General features: G+C 31.4%; 15 protein-coding genes. 13 read left to right on the top strand and 2 right to left on the bottom strand.

All coding sequences use genetic code 11. The annotated features are described in order from the left end of the window. The first annotated feature begins 193 nt into the window (after window positions 1–193). The 10 genes from H8R22_RS13495 (at window position 194) to H8R22_RS13540 (ending at window position 10,741) form a co-directional block, all read left to right on the top strand. Window positions 194–508: a hypothetical protein gene (locus tag H8R22_RS13495; protein WP_187016532.1), complete on the top strand. Its 315-nt coding sequence runs from the start codon at window positions 194–196 to the stop codon at window positions 506–508. Between the two features lie 10 nt (window positions 509–518). Next, the gene (locus tag H8R22_RS13500; RefSeq protein ID WP_187010926.1) at window positions 519–773 is read left to right on the top strand and encodes a hypothetical protein; all 255 of its coding nucleotides are present in this window, start codon (window positions 519–521) and stop codon (window positions 771–773) included. A 176-nt stretch (window positions 774–949) separates the two neighbouring features. After that, entirely contained in the window at window positions 950–1,807 is an 858-nt protein-coding gene (locus H8R22_RS13505; protein ID WP_225876033.1) for a hypothetical protein, read from the top strand. A gap of 6 nt (window positions 1,808–1,813) precedes the next feature. Further along, window positions 1,814–2,983 carry an AAA family ATPase gene (locus H8R22_RS13510; protein WP_187010927.1) on the top strand — a complete coding sequence of 390 codons (1,170 nt, stop codon included), beginning with the start codon at window positions 1,814–1,816 and terminating at the stop codon, window positions 2,981–2,983. A gap of 174 nt (window positions 2,984–3,157) precedes the next feature. Next, the gene (locus tag H8R22_RS13515; protein ID WP_187010928.1) at window positions 3,158–6,421 is read left to right on the top strand and encodes a YCF48-related protein; all 3,264 of its coding nucleotides are present in this window, start codon (window positions 3,158–3,160) and stop codon (window positions 6,419–6,421) included. Window positions 6,422–6,711: 290 nt separating this feature from the next. Further along, window positions 6,712–7,344 carry a hypothetical protein gene (locus tag H8R22_RS13520; RefSeq protein WP_187010929.1) on the top strand — a complete coding sequence of 211 codons (633 nt, stop codon included), beginning with the start codon at window positions 6,712–6,714 and terminating at the stop codon, window positions 7,342–7,344. A 290-nt stretch (window positions 7,345–7,634) separates the two neighbouring features. After that, entirely contained in the window at window positions 7,635–8,273 is a 639-nt protein-coding gene (locus H8R22_RS13525) for a hypothetical protein (RefSeq protein ID WP_187010930.1), read from the top strand. A gap of 161 nt (window positions 8,274–8,434) precedes the next feature. After that, on the top strand, window positions 8,435–9,025 hold the full coding sequence (locus H8R22_RS13530; RefSeq protein ID WP_187010931.1) for a Crp/Fnr family transcriptional regulator: 591 nt from the start codon (window positions 8,435–8,437) through the stop codon (window positions 9,023–9,025). Between the two features lie 220 nt (window positions 9,026–9,245). Then, the gene (locus H8R22_RS13535; protein WP_187010932.1) at window positions 9,246–9,986 is read left to right on the top strand and encodes an alpha/beta hydrolase; all 741 of its coding nucleotides are present in this window, start codon (window positions 9,246–9,248) and stop codon (window positions 9,984–9,986) included. A 362-nt stretch (window positions 9,987–10,348) separates the two neighbouring features. Continuing rightward, complete coding sequence (locus H8R22_RS13540; protein ID WP_187010933.1) at window positions 10,349–10,741, top strand: ACT domain-containing protein; 393 nt, start codon at window positions 10,349–10,351, stop codon at window positions 10,739–10,741. 141 nt (window positions 10,742–10,882) lie between these two features. Here H8R22_RS13540 and H8R22_RS13545 read toward each other — a convergent pair whose 3' ends face one another. Next, window positions 10,883–13,141 carry an acyl-CoA dehydrogenase family protein gene (locus H8R22_RS13545; RefSeq protein WP_187010934.1) on the bottom strand — a complete coding sequence of 753 codons (2,259 nt, stop codon included), beginning with the start codon at window positions 13,139–13,141 and terminating at the stop codon, window positions 10,883–10,885. 351 nt (window positions 13,142–13,492) lie between these two features. Here H8R22_RS13545 and H8R22_RS13550 point away from each other — a divergent pair, with 351 nt between their 5' ends. The 3 genes from H8R22_RS13550 to H8R22_RS13560 all read left to right on the top strand — a co-directional run bounded on the left by H8R22_RS13550 (window position 13,493) and on the right by H8R22_RS13560 (window position 15,850). After that, window positions 13,493–14,290 carry a DUF1853 family protein gene (locus H8R22_RS13550; RefSeq protein ID WP_187010935.1) on the top strand — a complete coding sequence of 266 codons (798 nt, stop codon included), beginning with the start codon at window positions 13,493–13,495 and terminating at the stop codon, window positions 14,288–14,290. A gap of 88 nt (window positions 14,291–14,378) precedes the next feature. After that, window positions 14,379–15,215, top strand: a complete 837-nt coding sequence (locus H8R22_RS13555; protein ID WP_187010936.1) for a helix-turn-helix domain-containing protein — start codon at window positions 14,379–14,381, stop codon at window positions 15,213–15,215. A gap of 86 nt (window positions 15,216–15,301) precedes the next feature. Continuing rightward, window positions 15,302–15,850 (top strand): YbhB/YbcL family Raf kinase inhibitor-like protein, encoded by a 549-nt coding sequence (locus tag H8R22_RS13560; RefSeq protein WP_187010937.1) that lies wholly within the window; start codon window positions 15,302–15,304, stop codon window positions 15,848–15,850. Between the two features lie 113 nt (window positions 15,851–15,963). Here H8R22_RS13560 and H8R22_RS13565 read toward each other — a convergent pair whose 3' ends face one another. Further along, complete coding sequence (locus tag H8R22_RS13565) at window positions 15,964–16,245, bottom strand: hypothetical protein (RefSeq protein WP_187010938.1); 282 nt, start codon at window positions 16,243–16,245, stop codon at window positions 15,964–15,966. Window positions 16,246–16,879 lie beyond the last annotated feature (634 nt).

Genomic DNA, 16,879 nt, shown 5'->3' on the forward strand with positions numbered 1-16,879 from the left:
AGACGAGTAATTTTTCTGATCACGATTTTTATAAATCCTAAAATTATATTTATTGTCAATCGCACTATCTATTATTAAAATAAGAAAAAACTTAAATAATTATAAAAAATAATGAAAAAGAGGTGTATATTTGACGTTATATACGAGTTATAGAGCATTTTAAAAAATCGTGCAAAAAGACAACAAATCAGAAATGAAAGGACACATTTTTATAAATAATTCCGAAATTGGAACTGTGAATTTTAAAATTATTGACGAAAATATGGGCGCAATAGGCGGAAATTTTGTTGCGGTGGAAAATTATCTGAAATTTAAAAATGTAGTTCAAAAATTAACTGTCAAAAATGGAAGTGCAAACTCACAGAATTTTAACTTCAGAATCGTTGTGAAAAATATTGAATTAAATCCAGTTGGCGGAATTTGCCTTATCGACTCAGAAGAGTTTTCCGAATTATATTTAGATGCTGCAGGAATAAGCGAAATTGAATTGAAAAAAGTTAATTGTTAAAAAAATAAATATGGCAGCAGGTGGACCACACGATCATCCATTAACGGACATTGTGAACTTTAAGCTTAAAGTTTATAATGAAGTCTGTGATCAATTAGTCAGAGAAATTTCAAAATTAGTTTCGATGAACGAGCTTTATGAGATGTTTGATTGGTTTGACAATTTTTCCGCCACTAAAAGTCAACTTGACAATTTTGAAATTGAACTAAATAAAAAATTGGAAAACTTAAAAACTAATGCAAAAAATAATGGTTGGGAAATATAAAAAAACGCTCTATAACCGCTGTTTTGATATAGCTGGAATTTAGTGGAATTATCATTTCGCATCAAGTTTTCGTTAAGCCGAAAATTGAGCTGTTACGATTTTCCAGCCATCTCAAAGCAGCCAAACGTTGTATGCAATACTAACGCAGAACCGCCAAAATACTTAATAATTAAAATATGATTTTTAATATTTACTACATAAATTTTCCAAAAGTATACGAAATAAAGATGATGCTTAGTAATGTTATCGCTTTAAATCGGGAAAAGCAAACCGACTCCACAAACCAAAAAGATGTTGACTATAAAGGAAAACTTGGAGTTAATTTTTTAAACTTTTTTAATACTGGAATAGGTATTGATGCTGAAGCATCAAACAAAAATTCAAAGTCTGATTCACAAAAAGTTTTAGAAAATTTTGAAATCAAAACAACCAAATCTATAATTTTAAGTGAAATAATTGAGCGAAGCGAACGAACTCAAGACTTTAGTAATTTAGAAGAAGGTCAATTAATAAAAATTGATAATGTAAATTTATCACTAGAAAATGAACCTGAACTCAGAACGGTAAAACTTTTTACAAGTGGTTCATTTAAAGGCATGAACATTCCGGGAGCAAATGGATTTGATATAAATAATTTATTCAACTCGATGTTTAAAGATTACGCTTATAAAATGAAAGGAACTATAAAAGATTCTGAAGAATCTGTATTAGTAAAAATTCCACTTACATTTGAAAGTGAGTTTGAAAGTTCATATAGTGTAGATGATTTATTTATTGGAAAAGTTTCAATAGTCGGATTATATAAAGGAAAAATTAAAATAGAAGCTTTAAAAAATTCTTTAGAATTCTTCCAAGAATTAGGTTCAATGCAGAATATATTAAATAGTCCCGAAAATGATGAGATTCAGGATAGTCAATATCAAACTCAAACAAATAATAATAGTTTTTTATTTTCAAGCTCAGAGCAAAGCGACAAAGAATACCACTATATTGATTTATTAGCTATTGTTCAAAATGTAAACTTCCCTAAATAATTTTGAATGGTACCAGAACTTTTATTTTATGATAAAAATTACTTCGATTATTTTAAAAAAACTAAAGAAAAAGAGGGTTTTAAAATTATAAGTGTAACTGAATATATGCGTAATTTTGAACTTGCTAATGATGTTAGTGAATTAGATCAAATCGTCGATATTTCATCTCTTTCAAGTCTTAATTCCTTACAATACAATTCTGAAAGTCTATTTCCTTACTTTAATGAAAATATTACTTTCATTTCAGATAAAGAAAATAAAAAACTTTTTGAATACGAACTCCGATTTTGCTTCTATGAATTTAATGATTTAGAAATTATAGAGGGAATAATTGTAACGGATGAAGATGAAATTAAGTTTGAAAAACCTTTAAAACACAAAAAAATAATCGACATTACAAATGAAGAAGTATATACTTTCTTAAAAGCATTCTCCTCTGAAATTTACGGTCACGAAAAATTTAAAGATGATTTCTCTAAATTAATAACAAACTTTAGAGTTTTCAATAAACTTGGAGAACATAAAATATTGTCTCTTTTTTTAATGGGAGATTCTGGTGTTGGTAAAACTGAAGTTGCAAGAGCCATTCACAAATGTTTAGGAGGAAAAGGTAAACTTGCAAAAATAAATTTTGGAAATTATAGTAGTGATAATTCTTTAAATTCTCTTATTGGAAGTCCAAGAGGATATATAGGAAGTGAAGAAGGTGAAATTTTCATACGAGTTAAAAATTCAGATATTGGATTAATTCTAATTGATGAATTTGAAAAATCAAATTCTACACTTTTTAATTATTTTCTTGACGTGCTAGAAAATGGAAAAATGTCAAGTTCACTAAGTGAAGAAATTGATTTAAATGGTTTCATTATAATTTTCACCTCCAATATTAGTAAAGAGGATTTTACTAAAATTATTTCTCCTGAATTACGTTCTAGATTTGATTATAAAGGATATTTCACACTATTATTCCATAGAGATAAACAGAAGTTTGTAGATTTTAGAATAAAATCAATTATCCAAAAATTCAAAATTCACTTTAACAAAGATCTTCCAGAAAGCATTGAAGAAGAGATCTTTGAAAAAGTAAATGTTAGCCAATTCAAAAATATGAGAGATTTAAATAAAAGCATAAAAAATGCATTTGTCGAATGTTTAGTAAAACCTAGAGAACAATAAAAAAGTACTGCATACAACAGCCATTTTGATATAGCTGGAATTTAGTGGAATTATCGTTTCGCATCAAGTTTTCGTTAAGCCGAAAATTGTGCGTTTACGAACTTCCAGCCATCTCCAAGCAGCAAAACGTTGGGCAACATGTTAAATAAACGGAGACGAATTAATAAATCGAAAATGAAAAAAAATCTACTTATCCTGTTTTGTATTATTATATGTATAAATAAAATTCACTCGCAAACAAATTGGGAACTATTAAATCCTAAACCAACAGCTAATACTGGAAAAGGTGTTGAATTTGTGACAAATAATATTGGTTACATTATAACTTCAAATGAGTTATTAGAAACACTGGATGCTGGTAATACTTGGACAAAAAAACAAAATATCTCAAGTGGAAATGATATGAGTTTCTACAATACAAAAGGTTATATTGTTGGTAACAATGGATATGTTTTAGAATCTGTAGATAACGGAGCATCATGGAATCAAATTTCTATTGGTTTCAGCGGTAATTGCAATACTGTTAATATAATAGATGATAACAATATAATACTATCAACTTCAAATAGTATCGTAAAAACTAATAATGGAGGAAATACTTGGCAAAGTTTTACAATTCCTAATGTCACCGTGGTTAAAACAGCTTTTACCAGTTCTTTAGTTGGACATGCAGTTTCTAGTAATGGAATCATACTAAAAACCATTGATGGAGGTCAAAATTGGTACAAAACAAAAGATAACAGTAATACATCACCTTCAGGTTATTTTACGGTTTATTTTGTAAATCAAAATATTGGTTTCGCAACAAGAGAACATAATGACCTATACAAAACAACAGATGCTGGCGAAACTTGGGTAGAAATTTCTGGAACAAATCAAGCTATTTATGACTTTCATTTTTTGGACGAAAATAATGGTTTCGCCACTGGTGAATATGGTGCCACCTACAAAACAACTGATGGAGGAACTACATGGAATCAAATATTTTTTCAAAATGGCTTTGTAGCTGTAACTTCTATGTACGGTATATATTTTCAAAACAAAAATATTGGCTACGCTACTGGTGATCGCGGTCGAATCATTAAAACTACAGATGGAGGAAATACTTGGACACCGCATTCTATAACGTATAATGACTTTAGTCAAATTGATTTCATCAATAAAGATTTAGGTTATGCCTTACAAGGAAATAATTTTTATAAAACAATCGATGCAGGAAGTACGTGGAATAATCTTGGACCTCCACTTAAAAATGAGAAAACTAGCAGATTTGATTTTATCAATGAAAATTTAGGCTATGCCTTAGTTGGCGGTACTATAGGAACTTCAGGTAATACAGGCTCCGTTTATAAAACCATAAATGGGGGCATAAGTTGGACCAAATTAAATAATGGAAATGAAATAATCAATGAGGATTTGTCTTCTATCAATTTTATAAATGATGATATAGGATTTGTCAGTGGTGGTTTCAATCAAAAAAAAGTAATGAAAACTACAAACGGTGGTTCCACATGGACACAAGTTAAATCTATTTTATATGGCAAAATACAATTTGTTAATGATTTGGTAGGATATGGCAATAGAATAGGATATTCAAATGGTAGTATGTATAAAACTATTGACGGTGGAAATACTTGGAACATTTGTATTGAAGTAGATGAAGGAATCAATGCCTTTGATTTTATTGATGAGAACAATGGATATTTTGTCGGTGACCAAGGATTGATTTATAAAACAACTGACGGAGGTATTGTATGGAAAAAATTAGAAATTCCTTACGAATGGTACACAAAGGTTAAGTTTTATTCAAAAAATGTAGGTTATATTGCAGACGAAGATGGAAAATTATATAAAACAGAAAACGGAGGCTTAAATTGGCAATATCTTACTCAACAATATGCTATTAACTCCATTGAGCTTATTAATGATAAAATATATACTGCAGGGTCAAATGGTAAAATTTATAGAAGTGATGTGCAATACCAACCCATAGTTTTGAGTATTAATCCTGCTAAAAACGTTACTAATTCAAGTGCTAGCTTAACTGGTAATGCTACTTCTAATGGCCAGGCTATTTCAAACATTCAATTTGAGTACAGTTTAGATCACTCTTTCAAAAATGTTATTGCTACAACACCTGGTACAGTTGCTTCAAATGGATCTGCAAATATTTCAATAAATTTAATAAACTTAGAATCAAATACTACCTATTACTATAGATTAACTGCAATACAGAATTCAAATATATATTACAGCCAAATTTTAAGTTTCACAACACTTCCCGATTTTGAAATAACAACAAACTTTACTTATAATTATTCATCAATTACTGCACAAATTTCAGGCAATATAGTTTCTAATGGGTATGACATTACAAATGTGGAGTTTCAATATGGCACGAGTTCTGATGTTCTTGATAGTACTTTAGGCGGAACACCAACACTTGTATTAGGAAATTCAACAGCAACTGTTGAGGCAAGTTTAACTAACTTAAAACCAGAAACAAAATACTTCTACAGAATAAAGGCCACACACAAAGGGGAAGATATTTATGGTAACATTCGGTCCTTTACAACTTATCCAGAATATAAAATAAATATTAACAATCCAAATATTAATGGAACGGAGGTTACATTATCAGCATATTTAACTTCCTATAATAAAGATATAACCGACATCGTATTTGAATATGGTACTCTCGATTATAAAAACAATATTTCAACCAATCCTTCGCAAATCAACGCTAGCAGCTCTAACTATGTAAGTGCCACAATTACAAACCTAGATACCAATTTAAATTATTATTACAGATTGAAAGCCATGCATAATGGACAAGCAATTTATAGCGAGGAAAGAGTTTTCAATTTGTCAAGAAATATTATAATAGTCAATGGAACAATAGAAGAAACTCAAACAAATTCTTTAAAATTAAAAGGCTTAATTAATTGTCAAGGTGCATATTTAACTAACATTCATTTTGAGTATGGAGTTACAAAGAGTTTTGGTTCATTAATAACAGGAACACCAAATTTTGCTTATGGTTATAATACTAATTTGATATGCGGTTTAATCAACAATCCGTTGGCAAAACAAACTTATTACTACAGATTAGTTGCAACTAATAATGGAAATGTAATTTATTCAGATACATACCAATATACAACAGGAACATTAAGTCTTACAGATTTTGATTTAGAAAAAGAAATATTAATATTCCCAAACCCAGCAACTGATTATGTGAATATTAAATCTAATATTTCTGAAAAAGTTAAGTCTATTGAATTTTATAATGCTTTAGGTCAACGTATTTACTATGAGAATTTTTTTAATATCTCTGATATAAAAATTGATATATCAAATTTCAGAAAAGGAATATACTTCGTAAAAGTAAACTTCGAAAGTACCAAAGTAGTATCATCGAAATTAATATTGAATTAAAAACACGATTGCCCAACAGCTGTTCCTATGTAAAGCATCGTTTAGTTATTAACAACTTTTGAGAGGGTTATATGTAGGGTGTTTTTCGAGTATAGAATTCCATCCCAACGACTTGTTGAAAAAGTTGTTTGAAAAGAAAAACGGAACAGATAACATCAGTTACGCAATACACAAGGATTTACTAAAATTACCGTTTCGCATCAAGTTTTTGATAATCCCAAAATTGAGCGATTACGAACTTCCAGCCATCACAAATCAGCGTAGACGTTGCGAAGATTAAACCGAATTAAATGAAACGATTTTCAATTTTTAAGAAGTCAGCGGAATTTTATTGGAGTAACAATAGAGTTATTTATCCAATAATAATCACTTGTACGCTCATTTTAGTAATAAATAACGGAAGTGGAACTTTGGAAAAAAACTTTCTCAATAATACTCTTATTGGAATGATGCTTATTACTGTTCTTTGCGGAATAATTTTAGGCGTTATGGGAATTCCTAAAACTGAACCTTTGCAAGGTAAAATTGACGGATTTCTAACTTTTGAATTGAACTCAATTGAAATTGGATATGAATTATTTGAAATTAAAAATATTGAAAATATTGAGATTTCAAATGACGATTATTATGGTAAAATGGTTACTTCTGTAAAAGGTAATTTTAATAGTCCTAGGTCAAACGGAGTCGCTAATTTTATAAAGCTAAAACTATATTCTGGCGAATTGAAAATGTGTAATTATGCACTATACCACTCCAATGATATTCAGAAAATAAGAGATGAATTAATAAACTATTATCTTAACGGAAAAATAGAGTTAGATAATTTAGCAAATGCTCTTGGAGAAAAAAGTGAAAGTGAAATTGCCGAATTGAAACTCGAAATAGAAAAGAAAGCACAACACCTAACAACCATTCCTATGTAAAGCATCATTAAGTTATCAACAACTTTTAAGAGGGTTATATGTCGGTTATTTTTCAAGTATAAAATTCCGCTCCAGTGGCTTGTTGAAAAAGTTGGAAACCAACTTTTTGTCCGCCGAAGGTTTAGTATTGGAAAAGTTGTTTGAAAAGAAAAACGGAACAAATAACATCAGTTACGCAATACACAAGGATTTACTAAAATTACATTTTCGCATCAAGTTTTCGTTAAGCCGAAAACTGAGCGGTTACTAACTTCCAGCCATCCCAAAGTGGCAAAACATTGGCAAACATTATGAAAAAAACTCTGCAATTTATTATACTTCTGACTTCTATTATAACTTTTTCTCAAGAAAAGTTAAGTGGAGAATATTGCTCAATTGCTATTGGAGAATCTGATGTTGCCTGTATTGATTTTAAAAAAAATAATCGCTTTGAATATTCTGTTTCTGGTTGTTTAGGGACTTCTCAAATTGGAACTGGAATTTTTGAATTAAATAACCAAACCCTAAAACTGACTTTTGACAAAAAAGAACAGCCAACAAGAAGTATAGTTAATGTCAAAGAGGTTAAATCAAATTTTGAAAACATAGAATTCAAATTTGTCATTAAAGATGAAAATGGAATTCCTCTTTACGCAAATGTAGTTGAGCAACCAAATGTCAAAGCATTTGAAATCTACGAAGAGCATAATACTTTTAAGGCTGAGAAAAAAAAATCTAAAGTCAAATATCAAATACTTTCATTAGGCTTCGAAATTGTGGAATTAGAATTGGAACATAATTCAAGTAAATTAATTGAAATTACAATGATTCCTGCTCAAGCAAAAGTAATTTCCGAAAAAGTGTTTGAATGGAATTTGACAGAAATCAATGGGGGAGAATTTAAAACTGGACCTAAAATTTGGAATACATATCGAAAAATAAAAAAATAACGTTTAGCCAGCCGCCATTTTGAGCTAGCTGGAACTTAGTGGAATTACCGCTGCGCATCACGTTTTCGTTAATCCGAAAATTGAGCGATTACGAACTTCCAGCCATCTCAAGTCAGCATAAACGTTGCGAAGATTATATACAACCTACTAAATAATAAAAATTGACAAATGCCACCAAAAAATATCTTGATTCCTATAAGGTAGTTTGCCCTAGTTTAACAAAAGAAGAGTTGAATTTTATTGCAGAAAGAACTTCTACTTCTGAATTGAAAAGCAAAACATTTTATCTAAAAAAAGACCAGGTCCAGAGGGAGATGAGTTTTGTATATCAAGGTCTTTTAAGAAGTTTCTACATTGACGATAAAGGAAGTGAAATCACCATTCAGTTCATTAGAGAGGGTGAATACGTTGCTGATTACATGGCTTTTATAACTCAAAAACCAACAAAATTTTATATTCAATGCATAGAGCCTTGTATTTTAGTAAACATCTCATTTTTGACTATACAAGATGCTTATTCTAACTTTAAAAATTTTGAAAACTATGGCAGAAAAATAGCTGAGGCAATTGTAGTAAATAAACAAAATCGCATAGAAAGTTTCCTTTTTGAAAACGCAGAAAGTCGCTATTTAAACTTTATAAAACAAAATCCAAGTTTAGTAAATAGAGTATCTGTAACTCATTTGTGCTCGTTTTTGGGAATTGAGAGGCAATCTTTAACTAGAATTAGAAAAAAACTACAAACAAAATGAGTTTGTCACAAACGTGTCATTTAAAAGAAATGATAAAGTTTAATTTTGATTTTTTAAAATCATAAATATGCAGATTCACAGAAAAATCAAAATTGTAGGTACCGTAGTAATTTTATTTTCATTAAGCTCCTGTGCCTTCAACTTTGCGTTCTTTCGCCCTTATAAACTCCCTAAAAGCAATTTTTCTTTAACTATTGGTCCCGACACAACATTTGTGAAAATGGACACACTAACTTTACAGCCAACTTTTCTAAAAAAAAACAAAGACACCGTAGATTTTGGTTATTCTATTGAAAGTGTCATTTTTAAGAGTTCCAATGGAAATAAATTAAATGGTTGGATGCTTAAACCTAGAAATGTAAAAATAATTGGTACACTATTGCATTTCCACGGGAGTGGCGGTAATTTAATGTACCATCATAGGGCAATAGCTCCACTTACACAATTTGGTTACCAGATTTTCACATTTGATTATAGCGGTTTTGGTTACTCCGAGGGTAAATCGACAAGAGGTTCTGTTGCAGAAGATGCATACTCCGCATTTGATTACGCTTTAAATCGTGTTGATGTTAAACAAACAAAAGTTTTGCTATATGGACAATCGTACGGTGTTCATTTAGCAACAATTGTAGGTGTCAAGCACCAAAATAAAATTGAAGGAATGATTCTAGAAGCTGGCTTTTCTTCTCACAGAGATGAAGCTGTATATACGGTGCCAATCATTGGAAATATGGTAAAACAAGGAATATGCACCAAAAATGAAATAAAGAAATTTAGGAAACCTGTATTAATAATCCATAGCAAAGAAGATAAAAAGGTTCCCTTTTATATGGGTGAAAAAATATTTGAAAATGCCAATCAACCAAAAGAGTTTTATCAAGTAGACGAACCACATATTGAAGCACTACAGCATTATTCAAAAGAGATATCCGATAAAATTAAAAAAATGTATCATCCCTAAAAAACTTAGCATTAGAACTATTTTGGGCGGACTAGGATTTAGCAGACTTACTGTTTTTATTCGTATTTACGTTTAGTAACCTAAAACGTATTTAAAATCCACAATAGTATTAAATTCGGCAACTTTAAACCAAGTCCTCTGCTATCCAGAGTTGTCTGTGAAAGTTAAAAACAGAAAAACATCTTTTTTCAATCAATACTATTTGGGCTAAACCACAACTGCTCCTATTCTTTTAACTTCGAACGATCTAAATGAATCACTAGTACTATTGACTAACAAAATAAAATGACGTACTAAGAAAAACAATAATTGTAAAAGGACTTTATCCTATATTTACAAATAAGTAGTAAAAATTGCAAAACATGAGCGGAGAAAAGAATTTAGAAATACTTTTAAAAAAAATGAAACCTAAATTAAATGCAGGAGAATTTGTTTTTTGTGAAGTAAAAAATTTAGAAGAAATAAGTTTAAAAAACATTTTAATGTCTTTTAGAGAAGAGGAAAGCATAACGATCATAATCGAAAAGAAAATTGCTGATGATTTAGATTTACGCTATTCTTTTGTTGCTTCATGGATTACATTGACAATACATTCAGCTCTAGAGGCTGTGGGGCTGACTGCCGCTTTTTCAAAAGCATTAAGTGATAAAAATATTAGTTGTAATGTGGTCGCTGCATTTTATCACGATCATATATTTGTCGATACAAAAGATGCTGCACAAGCAATGGAAATTCTTCATCAATTTTCAGCCTAATTCAAACATAAAAAGCAGCAGAATTCGCGAAACAAGAAGATCCGTATAAACTGGCTGTTAAAAGTAAACAATATAGTAGATTACTATAAAGTACTGCAGCCAGCCCATTATCTCTACATAAATAAGGGCTGCACCTAGCAATTAGCTTTGCACTAAAGCTCCCAAGCATGAATTTGGGATTGCAAATGCATCTACTAAGGCAACTGCATCTGGTCGAATATCCCAACACAATTGATTAACCATTTTACGAATAGCTTTAGTTTTTACCGCTTCCATGTAGTTATCTTCTAAATACCAACCTTTATTTTTTTCTAACTGAGACAGTGCAAACAACTGACACAATTGGTTCAAAATTGCCTTACAATCCGCATCCTCAACTGTACTAATGGCAATTTGAAACTGCTCTAAAACCACTCGGTCTAAGTGAGCTCCAGCCAAATCAATCATTTGGTGTTGCACCACATTAAAGGCATCATACCCATCCATACCGTTATCAATTAGTTTTTTGATACGTCGCGCCGCCGAAGCTACAATTGTTTGCTCGCGATGCTGAAAAGCTTGTAAATGAAACTGACTATCCAATAAATGCGCCTCATCAGTATTTCGAATTGTAATAGGATTTTTTTCGGTGATTGCGGTTTTAGCATTTTCATACACATAATTAATCACACCCAAAGAACCCATTTCGCTAAACGATTTTCTAAACTCAGACAAACGACTCTTGGCTACTAGCTGCATTAACACCGTATTATCACCTTCAAAAGTGGTATAAATCTCTGTATCATTTTTTAAAGCACCAATTCTGTTTTCTGATAAATAGCCCTTCCCTCCGATCGCTTCTCTGCACTCTTGCAAAGTTGCAGTGGTATTCCAAGTAGAATACGATTTTAAACCAGCTGCAAGAGCCTCGATTTCTTGCATATCACTCTCTGACCTTTTTGTAAATCGATCCGTTAGGTACTGCAAGGCAAAATGAATTGCATAAGTCTTCGCAAGCGGAATTAACAGTCTACGTTGGTGCATGCGGTAATTTAAGATTGGTACTTCTGAGCCGCCTTCGGGTCCAAATTGTCGGCGTTGATCACTGTACTTAATGGCAATGGTTAGTCCTGTTTTGGCCGCAGCCATAGCGGAACGCGGAATCCCAATACGACCTCCAACTAGGGTTCCTAACATCGTAAAAAAACGTCGGTTATCACTTGGGATAGGACTCGTAAATTCACCCTTTTCATTTACAGCAGCAAATCGATCTAACATGTTTTCATGAGGAATGCTCACATTATCAAATGAAATCGTACCATTATCAACACCATTTAATCCCATTTTATGCCCACAGTCACCGATAGTGATGCCCTCTAAAACTGTTCCTTGCGTATCACGTAAAGGAACAATAAAAGCATTTACACCATAATCATGTCCATCAATAATAAGTTTTGCAAAGACGGTCGCCATTTGTCCGTGTACGGCAGCATTACCAATGTATTCTTTCTGAGCTTTGGGATGTGGCGTTTGTATGGTAAAAGAGCGATTGGTATGATTATAAGTTGCCGTAGTTTCAAGCCCTTTTACATTAGAACCGTGATGCGTCTCCGTCATAGCGAAACAACCTGGCAATTTTAAAGTTCCAATATCCCTCAAATATTTAACGTAATGTTTCTCTGTACCTAAAGAATGAATGCTCATTCCCCATAGTCCAAATTGTACTCCAAATTTTATTACCAAACTCAAGTCATGGTAACTAAGTGTTTCCATTATGGCAAAATAGTTCAAAATATTATTGCCTCCGCCATACTCTGTAGGGTAAGCCATGCTGCCAAAGTCTTCTTTTGCTAGAATTTTACACCATTGCATTACTTGCTCACGATAGTCCTCCGTGTTTGTGATAATTTGAAGTTGGAACTCAGGACGAGAAATTACCTCTTTTACCTTATTGATTATGGGCGCTTGGGCTCCATCTAAAATAGCAGTTATTTTAGCAACATCAAAATTAGTGTGTGCAGCATGCGTAACCGTTTTTGGATCTATTTTAGTTTTAAAGTGACTAATTGCCTCCGCACTTGTAATTCCTAAACTACTTTCTAACAATGTAAATGATTCTTCCGCATTTTTCACATCACTATCGTCCTCCGAAAGTGCAAGTGAAATAGCGTAAATTGATTTTAAAGAAGGATTTTTTGATGTGATTTGATCAATACTATTTTTCCATTCTGAAATGGTGGTGCGAGATGGCGGATTGGCAACATCGATCTTTGAAAGAAGCAATTCTTTCTGTGCTTGAGTTAACCATTCTTGATCATCTATAAAATTTTTAAGAGTAATAAACTCTAATGGAGTTAATAAGTCATCTGACCAAACGAGGTAGAAAAGTGGTATGAAAGCTTGTATTTGAGTAGTTGGCATACTAGAATTTATTTATAATGAAAAGGAAAGATACCAAAAGTACTTCCAAACTCTTGTTAAGGTTCTTATAATTTTAACGACCTCAATCATGAATTACCATTAGTATTCTATTTTGACAACTACTTAAAAAACCAAGTTAAAAAATTTATGATTGCCTTAGCGTTAATAGTACACCATTTCTATAGTATTTAAAATAAGAATGTAGTTAAGTAAAGCGTGTAATATAGCGTAGAGCTCAGTAAATGTAGATACAAAGGACAGAAATAACTTATTTAATACATTATAGCTTAACAGTTAGTTTATGCTTTACTACTTTTGTATTTACTTGTTCAAACATCAAGTTGTAGCTCAATGAAAAAAAACTCCAGAATAACATCAATACTAAAGGCTACTAGCCTTGACTTTTCGGTTACTGGTATAGCTTCTTTTAATCTTTCTTCACTAGATGTATCGCCCAATTTAGAACTAGCTGTACCGACTAATATACGATTAGGACATGTGGTTGAAAAAATTGTTGCGGAGTTAATTAGAAGTTCTAGTAATTACAATCTACTTTATGAAAATATTCAAATCATAGATGACAAAAAAACCATTGGAGAGATTGATTTTATCATCGAGGAACATATCAGCAAGCAAGTAATTCATTTAGAGTTAGCCTATAAATTTTATCTGTTTGACCCAACTATTTCAGTAAAACCAATAAATAACTGGATTGGTCCTAATAGAAATGACTCTTTAATAGAAAAGTTAGATAAGTTAAAGACAACGCAGCTTCCGCTCCTTTACCACGAGCGAACAAAATCTACTTTGAACAAGGTAGATATTGACAAAATATCCCAAGCACTTTGTTTGTTAGTATCTTTGTACGTCCCTTTTGAATACAATGAACAAATCAATACCGATTATCAAAAAGGAATAAAAGGCTACTACCTCAACTTAGAGAGATTCATTGCTAACCACCAAGCACACATCACCTATTATTTACCTGCTAAAAAGGAATGGGGAATAGAGCCAGCCGATAATGACACTTGGCATGAATTTGATAGTATTGAAAAAAATGTTTTGCAACACATGCAGGAAAAACAAGCACCATTGTGTTGGCAAAATAACAATGGTAGAACTTCACAATTTTTTATAGTGTGGTGGTAAAACTACTATCGACAATCATTTCCATTACTTCAGATAAAAAAGAGTATAGCAAGCTCAAGATCACTACTTTTACATAAAAATACTTTATATGAAAACCATTGTACTTCCAGACGAACTTCCAATCGAAAAACTGCAGTTTGTACAGGTGTATGATTATCACACGAAGCAAGAAATAACTAAGCAGCAAATCATTTTAAATCAAAATACTTTTAGTTTCCTTACCGAAGGAACCAAGGAGGTTTTCTTTGACAGCTCGGCACTATCTATTGACAATTCCTCTTTTTTATTGATGAAAGCTGGACATTGTTTAATGACTGAAAAACTCTCAGCTATTCATAATTATAGAAGTATTCTCCTGTTTTTTTCGAACGAAATAATATTGAAAATCATGAGAAAAGCATCTATGAAAATGATAAAAGCACAGGTAAGTCAATCCGTATATGCTTTTCAATACGATGCTTTTATTCAACGATTTGTTGCTAGTTTATTAGATATATCAAAATTATCTCAAAGTGCTCAAGCGAAATTGTTAGAAGTAAAGCTCGAAGAGATCCTTTTATATTTGACCGAAATGAATGGATTCGATTTCCTTAACTCTCTATTATCGAATGGAAACAATAATAAACAAAAACTAATTTATACCGTAGAGAGTAATGTGTTTAGTAAATTAACTATTCCAGAATTAGCCTTTTTATGTAATATGAGTATTTCGACTTTTAAAAGAGAATTTGAAAAATGCTACTCTGACTCTCCAATGAAATGGTTTCAAAACAAGCGTCTTGAGCATGCGCATTATCTAATTCATCAGGAACAAAAAAATGCTTCAGAAATTTATCTTGATATAGGATACGAAAACCTTTCGAGCTTTATCCAAGCATACAAAATCAAATACGGTATTACCCCGGGACAAGATAGCAAAAATTGAACTTATAGCGATAGTTTTTGAACAGCTTCAGCAGGTTTTAGAGTACAGACTAAAGTAATTTTGTTAAACAATTTAAAAACAACAAAATGAAAAAAGTAAACTTTATTACAGCAATTGTATTGTTATGTACTACTACAATATTCGCACAAAAAACATTCACTTTATCCAGCAAAAATCTGGGAGGTCAAGCTACTAAATTAGAGGAATTTAATGGTTTTGGTTGTTCTGGAGAAAATTCCTCACCTCAATTAAGCTGGTCAAATGCACCCGAAGGCACGAAGAGCTTCGCTATCACGATGTACGATCCAGATGCACCTACAGGAAGTGGTTTCTGGCACTGGGTTGTTTTTGATATTCCAGCAAATGTGAGCGAACTAGTAAAAAATGCTGGAAACGTCTCGCTAAACTTAGCGCCCAAAGGAGCTGTTCAAAGTATAACTGACTACGGAATAAAAGGTTTTGGAGGTCCTTGCCCGCCAGAAGGACATGGATATCACGAATATATTATTACTGTTTTTGCTTTAAAAACAGATAAATTGGGATTAAACGATAGCATCAATCCAGCGATTGTAGGTTTTAATTTGTGGAATCAAACTTTAGCTAAAGCGAGCATTGTAATGTATTACAAGAGATAAATAGAATATTGTTGTATCATAAAAAAGCGGATTGAAAAAGTATTTTCAATCCGCTTTTTTATGTATTGTCACAAACTAATTATTTGTAATTAATGTAGTCTGTGAAATTTTAGCTAAACTATTTTTAAAATTCTGTTTATTGGAATACCAACACCTTTTTTAAGCACAACACTTTCATCTGTCAATGCCCAAACTGTAGTTTCTACTACTTTATGAGATAGATCGTCTTCAAAAAATATTTTTATTTTAGAATGTTCTAAATTCCCAAGCGACAAGGCACGCTCTAGTTCATTTTCTCTTTGATTAATTGCAGCTTCATCTTCCAATACTTCATGATGTGGAAATCGTAAAGTTTCAATTGCTTCTTTTTCTATGGTTTCGAAATTTATAGTCATGGTACGTAAATTTAAATTAATGTTATAGTATTCTCACTAGGAATCTTGCGTTAATAAACCAAGCTAGTCTACCAAATATACATTGATTTATCAAAAAGTAGAATCCTTTTATTATTACTTTAACAGATGCCTACTATCATTAAGAATATAAGTTTTGAAACTATTTTTTGAAGAATCAAAAAAATAATGTGCTGGTTCTAAATTAAAAAAAGAGGCAAGCTATTTATCAACTATCTAAAGCAATGTTATTTAACCCATCTCAACTATAGAATATTTGTTGTACTTTGCATCGTTCAAATCTACAGCACATATTATTATTTTACTTTATGGATAGTAAGCAGCCCAAATTAACTCTTCAAAGTATTTCTAAGTTTAATAGGATTGATAACTTTAGTTTCAATTTGTTTACTTTACAGTTTGTACTTACAATGGTATTTCTTTTTGCTTTTAAAGTGAATTATGCTGCATTTGGAACAATACCAATTATTCTACTTTTTATTTACTTTTCATTTTCGAGGAGATTTCGCTTTCGACAAAAGTCAATTTTATCAATTGCAGCAATTACTATATATTACACTTTAACTTTTATACTGTACGGAAAATCATTTAATTTCATCTTAATTAATTACTTGAC

The organism is Flavobacterium kayseriense, from assembly GCF_014305095.1.
Classification (GTDB): domain Bacteria; phylum Bacteroidota; class Bacteroidia; order Flavobacteriales; family Flavobacteriaceae; genus Flavobacterium; species Flavobacterium kayseriense.